Annotated in this window: 16 protein-coding genes; 1 reads left to right on the top strand and 15 read right to left on the bottom strand. The window is 46.0% G+C overall.

Annotation, left to right across the window (positions count from 1 at the left end):
- Nucleotides 1–14 precede the first annotated feature (14 nt).
- From DW183_RS04640 to DW183_RS04580, 13 genes are all read right to left on the bottom strand, one after another.
- Nucleotides 15–488 (bottom strand): stage V sporulation protein AB, encoded by a 474-nt coding sequence (locus DW183_RS04640; RefSeq protein WP_158573018.1) that lies wholly within the window; start codon nt 486–488, stop codon nt 15–17.
- Nucleotides 478–1,110: a stage V sporulation protein AA gene (locus DW183_RS04635; RefSeq protein ID WP_118280852.1), complete on the bottom strand. Its 633-nt coding sequence runs from the start codon at nt 1,108–1,110 to the stop codon at nt 478–480. The genes DW183_RS04640 and DW183_RS04635 overlap by 11 nt, the downstream gene beginning before the upstream one ends.
- A gap of 161 nt (nt 1,111–1,271) precedes the next feature.
- On the bottom strand, nt 1,272–2,084 hold the full coding sequence (locus tag DW183_RS04630) for a metal ABC transporter permease (protein ID WP_118280851.1): 813 nt from the start codon (nt 2,082–2,084) through the stop codon (nt 1,272–1,274).
- On the bottom strand, nt 2,084–2,911 hold the full coding sequence (locus DW183_RS04625; protein WP_118280850.1) for a metal ABC transporter ATP-binding protein: 828 nt from the start codon (nt 2,909–2,911) through the stop codon (nt 2,084–2,086). The genes DW183_RS04630 and DW183_RS04625 overlap by 1 nt, the downstream gene beginning before the upstream one ends.
- A 12-nt stretch (nt 2,912–2,923) precedes the next feature.
- A complete protein-coding gene (locus tag DW183_RS04620) occupies nt 2,924–3,826 on the bottom strand; it encodes a metal ABC transporter substrate-binding protein (RefSeq protein ID WP_118280849.1) in 903 nt (300 codons plus the stop codon).
- A complete protein-coding gene (gene yihA, locus DW183_RS04615) occupies nt 3,810–4,409 on the bottom strand; it encodes a ribosome biogenesis GTP-binding protein YihA/YsxC (RefSeq protein WP_118280848.1) in 600 nt (199 codons plus the stop codon). Before yihA ends, DW183_RS04620 begins: the two co-directional genes overlap by 17 nt.
- On the bottom strand, nt 4,409–5,743 hold the full coding sequence (gene clpX, locus DW183_RS04610) for an ATP-dependent Clp protease ATP-binding subunit ClpX (RefSeq protein WP_118280847.1): 1,335 nt from the start codon (nt 5,741–5,743) through the stop codon (nt 4,409–4,411). The genes yihA and clpX overlap by 1 nt, the downstream gene beginning before the upstream one ends.
- A gap of 67 nt (nt 5,744–5,810) precedes the next feature.
- On the bottom strand, nt 5,811–6,395 hold the full coding sequence (gene clpP, locus DW183_RS04605) for an ATP-dependent Clp endopeptidase proteolytic subunit ClpP (RefSeq protein ID WP_118280846.1): 585 nt from the start codon (nt 6,393–6,395) through the stop codon (nt 5,811–5,813).
- A gap of 37 nt (nt 6,396–6,432) precedes the next feature.
- Nucleotides 6,433–7,839 (bottom strand): trigger factor, encoded by a 1,407-nt coding sequence (tig, locus tag DW183_RS04600; protein WP_118280845.1) that lies wholly within the window; start codon nt 7,837–7,839, stop codon nt 6,433–6,435.
- 209 nt (nt 7,840–8,048) lie between these two features.
- On the bottom strand, nt 8,049–9,419 hold the full coding sequence (locus tag DW183_RS04595; protein ID WP_118280844.1) for a radical SAM protein: 1,371 nt from the start codon (nt 9,417–9,419) through the stop codon (nt 8,049–8,051).
- A gap of 119 nt (nt 9,420–9,538) precedes the next feature.
- Complete coding sequence (locus DW183_RS04590; RefSeq protein ID WP_118280843.1) at nt 9,539–10,105, bottom strand: TetR/AcrR family transcriptional regulator; 567 nt, start codon at nt 10,103–10,105, stop codon at nt 9,539–9,541.
- An 88-nt stretch (nt 10,106–10,193) separates the two neighbouring features.
- Nucleotides 10,194–10,406 (bottom strand): alpha/beta-type small acid-soluble spore protein, encoded by a 213-nt coding sequence (locus tag DW183_RS04585; RefSeq protein WP_118280842.1) that lies wholly within the window; start codon nt 10,404–10,406, stop codon nt 10,194–10,196.
- A gap of 134 nt (nt 10,407–10,540) precedes the next feature.
- Nucleotides 10,541–11,098, bottom strand: a complete 558-nt coding sequence (locus DW183_RS04580) for a DJ-1 family glyoxalase III (protein ID WP_118280841.1) — start codon at nt 11,096–11,098, stop codon at nt 10,541–10,543.
- 94 nt (nt 11,099–11,192) lie between these two features.
- Between DW183_RS04580 and DW183_RS04575 the strand changes: the two genes are divergently transcribed.
- A complete protein-coding gene (locus DW183_RS04575) occupies nt 11,193–11,636 on the top strand; it encodes a CYTH domain-containing protein (protein WP_118280840.1) in 444 nt (147 codons plus the stop codon).
- 1 nt (nt 11,637) lies between these two features.
- On the opposite strand, the gene DW183_RS04570 is transcribed toward DW183_RS04575, so the two are convergent.
- Together DW183_RS04570 and DW183_RS04565 are read right to left on the bottom strand one after the other, a co-directional pair.
- Entirely contained in the window at nt 11,638–12,246 is a 609-nt protein-coding gene (locus DW183_RS04570) for a DUF1653 domain-containing protein (RefSeq protein WP_118280839.1), read from the bottom strand.
- 22 nt (nt 12,247–12,268) lie between these two features.
- Complete coding sequence (locus DW183_RS04565) at nt 12,269–13,270, bottom strand: phosphatidylinositol-specific phospholipase C (protein ID WP_158573017.1); 1,002 nt, start codon at nt 13,268–13,270, stop codon at nt 12,269–12,271.
- Nucleotides 13,271–13,307 lie beyond the last annotated feature (37 nt).

Genomic DNA, 13,307 nt, shown 5'->3' with positions numbered 1-13,307 from the left:
TTATCACCTCATTTTTATGAACTTACATATGAAAAAATAAAATACCAGAGGCTGCCTGCCAGCTTTCCCAGAGCAATGGCAAGGATGGCAAAAGACAGCCCTATTTGCAGTTTTACCCTGCGAAAGAGTATGGGAAACATATTTAAGATCTCTGCCAGCGCCATTGCCTGACAGCCTACATAAATACCGGCACAGATGCCGATCAAAACCAATGCCAGCAGTCCCAGCCCTTTTGCAAAAACTCTCCCGGCTATCCCCTGGCAAAAGGAGAAAAGCACAGGGCTCGGTTCAAAAACCGATAAAAGGCAACCGCTCAGGCTTCCTAAGATGATGACATTCTCCCAATGCATGGTATCTTTCGCCAGTTGCAGCCTTGCGATCATACGCGAGACAAACCCCAAGGTCGTGAGCAGGGCAATCACACCGGCTGCCGTTGCGCCTCCAAAGATCAGCCCTGCGACAATGATGACCGTCCTTTTAAGAAACATCCAGATTTTCTCCTCTCCTTGCCCCATTTTCTATGATCGCAGTATCTACATCCTTCTCATACTTGCGCATTTCCACCTGGATCGGTGTCGGATCATGAGTCAATTTCTTCTTGCCAAAATGGTTATAAAAGAATAAGATTCCCACCGCAAGTCCGATCGAATATGCAATCTCCAGCGGACTGACCGCAGGCTTTTTGCTTCCCATGACCTGCAAATAAAAACGGTCAAAGAGTTCCGTGATACTGATATCGTTGTGAAATGCCATGATGGCAAAGGCTGCTCCGACAAAGAGCAGTACGCAAAGGAATCCCGTCTTTGCCACTTGCATAAAGGTCTCCGGCTCCTTGCTCCGATACTCCATGATGACATCGGTTTCGCCCAGACTCACCACAGTCAGTTTAGGATAAAGGCTGTGGATCTCCTCGACCACCTTGGTAATGGATACAGGCATATTGCCCGGATGTTTGAAATGGTAAACGGCATGTGCCTTTACCCTCGCTAATATATCACTGTTACTGCACTCTATCCCGCCCAGATCCTTGATGTAAAAATCCGCTTCATAGCGCAGGGCAGACCGGTCTAATTTGATATAGAGGGTCTCGTTGTTTCCATCATATCCCATCTTGCCATCATTCCTTTCCTTTTCTAACTATTGTTTCCAGTTTTTCCGGCTCTATGCATTTTTTACAAAAGAAAAAGACCTGTCAGACTGACAGGTCTAAAGCCATTTGGGACACTCCTTGTGGCAAAAGGAACGTCTCTTACTTATTCCTTACTTATTCCTTACTTATTCTTTCCATAAAAATAGGTTGCAAAATAGATCACAGATGCCACGATCACGATCATAGGTCCGGTCGCCACATTGGTAAAATAAGAAATGACCAATCCCACGATTCCGGAAAAGAGACTAAAGATCACGGCATAGAGGTGATATTCCTGCATGTTTTCCGATATATTCCGGCTGGATGCCGCTGGCAGGATCAAAAGGGCATTGATGAGCAAAATACCGATCCACTTGATCGACAATGTCACAATGAGCGCAATGATAATAGCAAAGATATCCTCCACCAGACGCACGGAAATATTGCGGCTCTTCGCCAAGGATGCATGGATGCTGATAGCATTCAACTTGTTGATGGCAAAGCACCAGAATACCAGAGTCACCGCAAAGATCAGGATCAGATAGATGATCTCCCGCGTAGAAATGCTCAGGATATCTCCCACCAAAATAGCGGAATACTTGCTAAAATTGCCCCCCTTAGATAGGATTGCCAGACCGATCGCCGTACTGCAACTGGCAAAAACAGAAATGATGGTATCGGTCGCCGCCAGATTTTTACGGTTGATCTGATTGAGCAGAAAGGCAAATACAATGGCAAACAGCACCATGGACAGATTGGTGTCACTGATACCGCAGACCACGCCGATCGCAATACCGGTCAGGGCAGAATGTCCCAGTGCATCCGAAAAATACGCCATCTTTTTATGGACGATCATAGTGCCCAAGATACCTAAAAGCGGTGTAATGATCAGGATGGCAAGAAAGGCACGACGCATAAAATCATATTGGAATAACTCTGTAAAATAACCTGTCATTATGCTTCCTCCTTCTTTCCTTTATAGCCAGCCTCATAAGGGGCTTCTTTCGCTTCCACCTTGCGCACATGTCCTACATTGTTGCCATAGGCATAGGTCGCATCACCAAAGACGCGATGAAATGCCTGGCTTTCATAGACTTCCTTGGGATTGCCGTCTGCCGTGACGGTCTTATCGATCAGTACGACCTTATCGGCATACTTTGCCACATAGTCCAGATCATGTGAGATAATGATGATCGCCATATCGTAATTTTTGCGCAGGTAATCCATCTTTTCATAGAAAAGATCCATACCGTTTTTGTCAATACCGGACACCGGCTCGTCCAAAAGCAAAAGATTTGGCTCGTCCATGACCGCAAGCGATAGTAAGACACGCTGCAATTCTCCACCGGAAAGTTTGCCGATCGGCTGGTCGATCAGATGGTCTGCCTCAAACTCTGCCAAGGCTTCCTTGATCTCCTGATATAACTTTTTGTTCTTCAAAAAGACCGGATAATCATAGCGGAAACTCGTGATCAGATCATATACATTCATGGGCGTATTTGGCTCTAAATTCAGTGACTGCGGCACATACCCGATCTTCATTTTTTTCATTTTTCCATTTTCGGTATCGGAAAAAGTAATACTTCCCGTATGGGGAATGTCCCCTAAGATCGCCTTGAGCAGGGTAGACTTTCCCGCACCATTTCGTCCGATGAGCGCCGTCAGGCTGCCACAGTGGATATGCAAATTGATGTGTTCCAACACGACCTGATCGCCAAAGGACACGCCGATATCTTTCATCTTGATACAGTGAAAACCACATGGTTTTTTGATCTTATGCATAAATACTATCTCCTATCTCGCAGCAAAAGCCATCTGTATGGCATCCAAATTTTCCTGCATGTGCTCTATATAACTGTCCTTATCATAGTCTCCCCTGACCAGGGTCTCTACATAGACGGTATTGGCTGCGGTCTCTGCCTCCACCATATCGCCCATCTCCTTGCCATAGACATCATCCGCAAGAACGACCCGGATACGGTCTCCTGCAATGGCAGACATGACATCCGATACCTCGCCCGCACTGATCTGACGTTCCTCGTCCAGATCCAGGACATAGGATACTTCCAGCCCCAGATCCCTTGCCAGATATTCATAGGCTTCCTGAAAAAGGACCACAGACCGTCCCTTGGTATATTGTGTCATTTCTTCTTCCTGCTTTTCCAGCGCCTGTAATTTTTTCTGGTATGCCTTGGCATTTTTTGCATATGCCTTGCTATGGTCTGCGTCCGCTGCCGCCAGCCCCTCTGCAATATTGTCTACCTGCTTTTCATGCAGGGCAACGCTCATCCATGCGTGGGCATTGTCCTCGATCAGATCCAGTCCCTGACTCGCATTGATGATGGTCAGATTCGGACATGCCTTTGCCACATCGGTAAGAAAGTTTTCGATACCGCCACCATTAACGATAAAAACATCCGCCGTCTGCAAAAGTTTCATGTCTTCCGGTGTCAGTTGGTAATCATGCAGGCAGCCGGTCTGCGGCTCGCTCAGATTTTCCAAATGTATGCCTTCCACGCCATCACAGACATTTAAGGCTGCGATATACATAGGGTAAAAGGATGTGACCACGGTCAGATCCTCTGCCTTAGCATTTTTTTCCTGTTTCTGATAAATAAAAAAAGTACAGCCAAATGCCACCACAAAAATGGCGGCAAGCAGCGTACTCACAAATAATCCTTTATGCCTCTTCTTCATTCTCAATCACCTGATCCATAAAATCCCAGATTATATCTCTTCCCTGTTTTGTCTCCGCAGAAAATGGAACGATAATGGTCTCTTTATCCGCGCCCAATCCCTGACGGATGATCTTGATCTGTTTATCAATCTGGCTTCGTTTGATCTTGTCCAACTTGGTTGCAATGACGATCGGATCATATCCTACATATGCCATCCACTCAAACATCTGCTTGTCATTGGCAGACGGTGCATGCCGGATATCGACCAGAAGAAAGACCGCACGCAGTTTTTCTGAAGTGTTCAGATAGCGCTCGATCATCTGCCCCCATGCCTCCCGTTCTTTTTCGGAAGCCTTGGCATAGCCATAACCCGGCAGATCTACCAGATAGATTTCTTTATTGATATTGTAAAAATTGATCGTCTGTGTCTTGCCCGGCTGTGCCGATGTCCGCGCCAATGACTTACGCATCATCAGCGCATTGATCAGTGACGATTTGCCGACATTGGATTTGCCCGCAAATGCCACTTCCGGCAGTTTATTGTCCGGAAGCATACTCGTCACGCCACAGACCGTCTCCAGTTCCACATTCTTAATGACCATTATGCACTCTTCTCCTGCTCTTCTCCGATGGCTGTAATGCTTCCGCTTTTGTCCTCCAAGAGGAGATTTTCATCCACCATCTCTTTGGTAACATGCACGCTTGTGATCGTCTTATCGGATGGTACTTCGTACATGGAATCCATCATGACGTTCTCCAAGATCGCACGCAATCCTCTCGCACCTGTCTTACGCTCGATGGACTTTCTGGCAACCTCAACCAGGGCATCATGATCGAAAGCCAAGTCCACATCATCCATCTTAAAAAGTGCCTGATACTGCTTGACCAGACTGTTCTTCGGCTCGGTCAGGACACGCACCATATCTTCCTCTGTCAGTTCCTGTAAGGAAACATTGATCGGCACACGTCCGATAAACTCAGGGATCAAACCAAACTTGATGAAATCCTGCGGCAATACCTGCTTTAAGAGCGTAGAAAGGTCATCCTGATTGCGCTCCTTGGTCTCTGACTGGAAACCAATGACATTGCTGTCCAATCGCTCAGAAATGATCTTGTCCAGACCTTCAAAAGCCCCACCACAGATAAAGAGGATATTCTTGGTGTCGATGGAGATCAACTCCTGCTGCGGATGCTTGCGTCCACCCTTTGGCGGCACGCTGGCAACCGTACCCTCGATCAACTTGAGGAGTGCCTGCTGCACACCTTCACCGGAGACATCTCTGGTAATGGAAACATTTTCGGATTTCTTGGTGATCTTATCGATCTCATCAATATAGACAATGCCCATCTCGGCTGCCTGGATATCAAAATCTGCTGCCTGGATCAACTTGAGCAGGATGTTCTCTACATCTTCACCTACATAACCTGCCTCTGTCAGTGTCGTAGCATCTGCGATGGCAAACGGTACGCCAAGGACACGGGCAAGTGTCTGTGCCAACAATGTCTTTCCGCTACCGGTCGGTCCCAACATGAGGACATTGCTCTTTTGCAATTCCACATCAATGTCCTGTCCGGATGTGATACGCTTGTAATGATTATACACTGCGACGGAAAGTACCTTTTTTGCCTCATCCTGACCGATGACATAATCATCCAGAAAGGCTTTGAGTTCCTGTGGAGTCAAAAGATTGATCTCAAATTCCTCATTTGCCTTTCTTTTAGCGTCTGAATGTTTTCCTTCCTGCTCCGGCTCATCATACTCCGGCATCAGTCCCTTTTCCATTAAATCTTCTTCTATGATCTCTGTACAGATGTCTACACATTCATCGCAGATAAACGCCCCATTGGGTCCTGCGATCAACTTGTGTACCTGATTTTGTGTTTTGCCACAAAAGGAACATCTGACCATCTTATCGTCATTCATTCTTCCTGCCATTTTACTTCTCTCATTTCCTTATGATATGCACATTGAGGGTATCCCATATGGGGTACCCTCTTATGCATTACTCTTTCTTTGTGATGATTCCATCGATCAAGCCATAATCTAGGGCTTCATCTGCGCTCATCCAATGATCTCTTTCTGTGTCTGCTGCCACAACTTCGTATGGCTTTCCTGTGTTGTCTGCTAACATCTGATTCAACTTTTTCTTTGTCTTTAAGATGTTCTCTGCAGCGATCTGGATCTCTGTTGCCTGACCCTTGGCACCACCGGATGGCTGGTGAATCATGACTTCCGCATTTGGAAGTGCAAAACGTTTGCCCTTGGCACCACCGGCTAAGAGGAATGCTCCCATACTTGCCGCCATACCAATACAAATCGTTGATACATCACACTTGATATACTGCATGGTGTCATAGATGGCCATGCCCGCAGTCACCATTCCGCCCGGGGAATTGATGTAAAGATGGATGTCCTTGCTCGGGTCTTCTGACTCCAAGAACAATAACTGTGCAACTACAAGACTTGCAGTTGTCTCGTTTACTTCCTCCCCAAGAAAGATAATTCTATCTTTCAGCAATCTGGAATAGATATCGTAGGAACGTTCTCCCCTACTATTCTGCTCAATGACATAAGGTATTGTTGCCATATTATGAACCTCTCTTTCCTGACCTTATTACGTCTGATTACTCAGCGTCTTTTGTCTCATCAGCCTTCTTAGTTGTCTTCTTCGCTGTTGTCTTTTTTGCGGTAGTCTTCTTTGCCGGCTCTTTCTCTTCGTCAGCGGCTGCCTTCTTTGTGGTTCTCTTTGCTCTTTCCTTGACATTCTCCATGATGAAGTCTGCTGCCTTCTGGATAGCGATATCCTTCTTCATAGATTCTCTCTCAGCATCCTGGATGTATTCCTTAACCTTATCAACTTCCATGCCGTATGCTGCTGCCATCTTTTCGATCTCAGCATCTACATCAGCATCGGTAACTTCAAGATTTTCGTCCTTAGCGATCTGCTCTAATACGAGTGAAGACTGGATTCTCTTAACAGCATCCGGGCGAACCTGCTCCTTGAACTTATCCATGGTCATGCCGGTAAACTGCATATACTGCTCCATAGAAAGTCCCTGCTGCATCATGTTATTTGCAAAATCATTGATCATGCTGTTAACCTGATTGTCGATCATTGCTTCTGGAATGTCCATCTTAGCATCATCGATGATCTTTTCGATTGCTTCATCTTCCTTTGTACGATGTGCATCTGCTTCCTTGCGCTCTGTCAGTTTCTTCTTGACATCTTCCTTGTACTCAGCAAGAGTATCGAACTCAGATACATCCTGTGCGAACTCATCATCAAGTTCCGGTAGTTCCTTAGCCTTTACTTCATGGATCTTAACCTTGAATACTGCTGGCTTGCCGGCAAGTTCCTCTGCCTGATACTGCTCTGGGAATGTAACATTTACTTCTACGTCGTCTCCGGCAACCTTGCCTACTAACTGATCTTCAAAGGTATCAATGAACGAATGAGATCCGATCTCTAAGTCGTAGTTCTCGCCCTTTCCGCCTTCAAATGCTACATCATCTACAAATCCTTCAAAATCGATCACTGCGGTATCGCCATTCTCGATCGGACGCTCTACAGAAACAGTTCTTGCGTTGTTGTTTCTCTGTGTCTCGACCTCTGCGTCTACTTCTTCATCAGAAACGCTTGTGTCGATCTTGGTAACGGTAACACCCTTATACTTGCCAAGTGTAACTTCCGGCTTAACAGCAACTTCTGCTGTATAGATAAATGGCTTGCCCTTCTCTAACTGTACGACATCGATAGATGGCTGTGAAACGATCTCAAGACCGCTCTCGTCATATGCCTCAGGATATGTCTCCTGTAAAAGGATGTTGGCTGCATCTTCGTAGAATACTTCTACGCCATACATCTTCTCAACCATGGCTCTCGGAACCTTGCCCTTACGGAATCCCGGCATAGAGATGCTCTTCTTCTGCTTGTTGTATGCAGCGTCAAGTGCCTTCTCTAAACGCTCAGCCTCAATCTCAACTGTGAGTTTTGCCATATTCTTCTCTAATGTTTCAACCTGTACACTCATTTAATTCATTTCCTCCTTAAAATTGTAACTCATGTACTAATCACCTATAATAGAACCTCTATTATAAAAAGGACATTCAGCCCTTGTGCAGTCATTGGGATATTATATCACACCATATTTTAAATAGCAATAAGGAAAACCAATGAAAAATAGGGGCTTTTCAAGGCATCCAGACCTTGAAAAACCCCATTTATTTTTCCTGTCAAAAATTATGCTTGTGTTTGATTTGCCGGGTTGCGGGAACTGTCTTTCCACAGCCGTTCTGCGGTCGGTGTCCAGTTCTTTGCGTAGTCCTCACATTTAGCACATAGATGCTCTACCGTCTCCGGTGACTGCAAGTCTGTGGAACGTGCCCCTGTGGCTTCTACCATCTTTTGCAGAGCCTCCGGGTTTTCCAACATCGGACATGGGCGCAGATGGTTGTCGTTGAACGGCTGACCATCATGATATGCCATAAAGATCGGTGACTGTAATACCTCAAGCAGGGTATTGTGGCGGATATTGGTATTGGAATAATGGATAAATACACAAGGATCACAATCTCCGTTGGCATTGATATGTAGATAGCGTCTGCCTCCGGCGATACAGCCGCCCACATATTCTCCATCGTTCTGGAAGTCCATGGCAAAGAGTGGTTTTGTCACACGCACCTCCCGGATCTTGTGGTACATATATTCTCTCTGCTCCGGTGTCGGCAGAAGTTCCGGTGCTGCATCATTTCCGACCGGCATATAGTGGAAATACCATGCAAAGTAAGCCCCCCAGTCGATCATCTGGTCAAAAAATGCATCACTGGCAATGGAATCTAAGTTCTGGCTGGTATAGCAGCAACTGATACCAAACGGAAGTTTTCTTTCTTTCAAATATCCCATCGCGCGGACAGCCTTTTCATAAGTACCGTTTCCACGTCTGCCATCCGTTGCCTCCTCAAATCCCTCAACAGAGATCGCAGGCACCAGATTTTTGACATCCAGCATCTGATCTGCAAACTCTTCATCGATCAGAGTACCGTTGGTAAAGGTCAGGAACTGACAATCATGGTGTTTTCTGCAAAGTGCGATCAGATCTTTCTTGCGCACAAGCGGTTCGCCACCGGTATAGATATAAAAATATACGCCCAGTTCCTTGCCCTGCATGATGATGGAATCGATCTCATCAAATGTCAGGTTCAGTTTGTTGCCATACTCTGCCGCCCAACAACCGGTACATTTTAAGTTGCAGGCAGAAGTCGGATCCAAAAGGATCGCCCACGGGATATTGCAGTTATATTTCCTGCGCATTTCCTCCTGGGTCTGCCAGCCGATAAAGTTGGCATTGAGGAAGAAATTCTCAAACATGGCTTTGACGACCTCGGTATCAGTATCCTTTAATACACGCATCATCAACTGATTCATGTTATTGTCCGGATCGTCGATGACCCGACGAAATGCCTCTCTTTGCTTTCCCATCATATTCGGATCATCGCCTGCAAACTGATCGACGATGTCGAGTAATTTGACAAGATTCTTTTCCGGATCTTTTTCAATATATCCGAATGCTTTTTTCAGTCCAAATTGAACTAATTTACTTGATCTGTTCATATGAAACACCAGCCATTTCCTTAAATTTTTTATTACTATAACGCTGGTCGTTCCCTCATAAAACAGACAAAATGCCCAGATGTCTAAAATTTTGACACCACGGCACATTTGTAGTAATTTTATACATTTTTGTCCTGGAAGGTGACCAGGGTACTCTGTAAACTACCCTCCATAAAATGGACATAATCACTCAGGCGCACCGTTTCTTCATCCGGCATGCCCTCATCCAGCCAATCCAAAAAGAAATTGACGATCATGCGCGTATAGACATGTTCGATGAATTCGGCCTTGCCCTCCGCCAAAGTCTCTGCCTCCTCATAGGTCAGGATCAGTTTGTGGATGGCGGGCAGCATCTGCCGGTAAATAAACTGCTCATAATAAAGACGGTTCTGCGAATCGTAGGCATGTAAGACCTGCTGTCCACGAAAACGGAAAAAGACGAACAACTGCTGCAACTGCTCTTTCCAGTCTGTATCCGTCTTGTCATAACGCTCTAAGAATTTCTTTAACTCATTATCCAGCGTCCACTCCATCAGATCATAAATATCTGCGAAATGATAGTAAAATGTCTGCCGGTTGATACCGCATTTTTCTGCCAGATCCTTAACCGTGATATGGTCGATCGTGTGCTCCTGTAACAATTCCATAAAAGTATCTGCAATGGCAGCCTTTGTAAACTCTTTCATGTATGTATCCCTCACATTTTTTTATAAAGGAAAAGAAAAAAGCGGCCCCGGGATAGTCCCGAGGCTGCTCTCTAAGGTCTGGGCAAACTTATTTGCTCATTTCCTGCTCCTGCTTCATGATCATCTTCTTGACCATTTCACCACCGATAGAACCTGCCTGCTTTGATGTCAACTCACCGTTGTAACCATCCTTAAGTGGCACGCCAATCTCGCTGGCAACCTCCTGCTTAAAACGATTCATGGCATCCTTTGCTTCAGGAACTGCCATTCTGTTAGAATTTGAGTTTGAAGATCCGCTCATGTTCATTACCTCCAGATTTATTTTAAGACAAATCTTCTGACACCGGATCTTGTCTGATGTCTTCTGTAGAAGATTTATCTAATGCTAGTATGAACATAATACGGGAAAATATAGTTGGAAATTATTAGTATCTCTTATGCACCATAACTGTAGATAAACTTTTCGCCAAGAGCAACTGCCGTCTCATGGTCTGAAAAATATTCTACGATGGCTAGTGCAAATTCGATCGCTGTTCCCATGCCGCGGCTGGTGATGATATTGCCATCCCGCACAACAGCATCTGTCTTGTAATTGCAGCCCGGCATCTTTTCTGCAAAGCCCGGATATGAAGTTGCATCCCTGCCCTCCAAAAGTCCGATCTGTCCCAAGACGCTCGGTGCAGCGCAGATCGCTGCGATCAGTTTTCCTTCTGCATCAAATAATTTAAGGGCATCTGTCACCGCCGGACTTGCTGCCAGATTCGGTGTGCCCGGGATCCCGCCTGGCAAAACGATCCCATCATAATCTGCCCAGTTCAACTCTGAGATCAGCTTATCTGCACAAAAGGCAATATTGTGTGATCCTGTCACATAAGGATCACCGGAAATGGATACGGTATCAATATCCATTCCCCCACGGCGCAATACGTCTACCACGGTAAGTCCTTCGATCTCTTCACAGCCGTCTGCCATACAAATTGCTACTTTACTCATATCTTTTCCTCATTTCTTTCTTTTGTTTTCTTCCTTCTTTCCATGGGCTCCCGCCTGCGCTATAATATAAGAAAAAGCGCCAAAGGAGAATCGCATGGAAATCGAACGTAAATTTTTGATCAAAGATCTGCCAAAGGATCTGACCTCTTATCCCTGCAGTCAGATCGAACAGGCTTATTTAAATGAAAATCCTGTACTTCGCATCCGCAGGAAGGATGATGATTATATCCTTACCTACAAGTCCAAAGGGATGATGGCAAGGGAGGAAAGTGAATTCCCGCTTACCAAGGAAGCCTATGAACATCTGCGCACCAAAGCCGATGGTAAGATTATCAGCAAGACCCGGTATTTTATCCCGCTTGCGCCTCACACCATCGAACTTGATGTCTTTCATGGCGATATGGAACCGCTCATCATGGCGGAGGTGGAATTTGCCTCCATCGAGGAAGCCAATGTCTTCCTGCCACCGGACTGGTTCGGTCAGGATGTCACCATGGATCGCCGTTATCATAATGTAAATATGGCTCTCTACCAATAGTTTATCTGGCGCGGTTCAATTCATACCGCGCCTTTGTTCTAAGGCAGGCTTCCAGTTGCAGGATGCGGTCTTCCAGCCGCCCATCCTCAATGATCTCATCTATGGATGCCGCCATCTGATTGATCAGATGATCGTCCAGTTCCTCCTCCATCTCGGTCACGATATCATATTTTCTGCCATAGGTATCTGCATCTAAAAAATCCAGAAAATGCGGGTTGACACCCTGTAATTCTGCGTCAACTTCCGGCTCTTTTGCCACAGGTCTTTCCGGCTGTCCTGCCGCTTTTTTCGCAAGCACTTTCTGATCCTGTGTCATGGCTTTTGTACTGTCGCCCGCGGATGCCATATCTTCCGGCTGGCAGATGGTCTCTGCCGGGGATGCTATATAGGCAAAACGATATTCCTGCTCTACCTCCGGGTACTTTTCATGGTCTACCGGACTAATGAACATATCGTATGGTCGAACATAAGTCTGGTAATCTCCATACAAAGCCTGATAAACGACATATAATTCTCTGGTCTCCGAATGTCTTGCCACGGCAAGAATCTGATATGTCTTATTTTTAAAATGCCGGTAGATCTCTCCCGGCATGGGTCTGCCCTGCGGCATAAACTTCACCCTCTATCCTATCTTATTTTACAAAGGTATTGGTCTCATAAATGCATTTTGCCAAATCCTTTGTCGCAAAATCTACCACTACAATACCATAAGATGTCCCTGCCTGCCAGTCATAGGATAAGAGATAATCGTTGATGGTCGTGGCATATTTCTTTGGATGCCCTACCTTACCGCTGCCACTGGTCGAGGTAAAGTTAATGGAAAAGGTATCATCCGCCGCCTGACAATTTTCCAGATCATCCACAATGGCATCCAGTTTGTCGGACGTGTCATAATTATAGCGGTCCTGCACCCACAAAGAGGCACTGTCACTAATGGCAGAGAGTGCATATGGCACATCCACGATCTCCCGGGCTCCCTGGTCTTCCCAGTAAAAATGCAGTCCGCTCTTTTGCTGACCAAGTCCCATGGCATCCTCAAAACGTGTTGCCAAAACGATCTTGCCCCGCACCTGCTCCAGAGTCGGAATCTCGTTGGCAAGATACCACATTTGTGGGTTCTGATCGATCTGTTCATACAAAAGTTTTTGTACCTGTGCCACATCATCCTTGCTGTTTTCCGCCTTCATACAAAGAATGACCGTCTCGGACGGATGTTCCTGCAAAAAGGCATAGACATCCGATAAGACATTGGACAGTTTGAGTGCTTTTGCAAAAAGTCCGCCGCCCTCTTTGCACTTTGCAAAATTGTGCTTCAAGATCAGTGTCTGCTCATCTTCCTTGCCGTCTAAGACCAGACGCATGTCAAAATAGCGGTAGCCATCGACCAACTGCTGTGCGATGCTGGTGTCCTGACATTGAAAGATATAGCGCATGCCTACATACTGTGTCGCGCTGTCATGCGTGCCCGGAATGGAGATCGAACTCAGCATCGTTTCCCCATCAATGTCTGCCATCCAATCCTCTGCATGATCTTCTGCCGCCTGCACGCTTGATCCATCCATACCGGCAAATACCGATAGCGACAAGACCAGTGCCAGAGCCACTGCTCCCCATTTTCTGAAAAATCCCCTCATATAAAAACCTCCTGTTATAAGCACTTCCCCCAGTGCC

It is taken from the genome of Roseburia sp. AM16-25, assembly GCF_003473825.1.
GTDB classification, from domain to species: domain Bacteria; phylum Bacillota; class Clostridia; order Lachnospirales; family Lachnospiraceae; genus Pararoseburia; species Pararoseburia lenta.
Note: the sequence above shows the minus strand (reverse complement) of the source record. Positions and strands in the feature narration are given on the sequence as shown.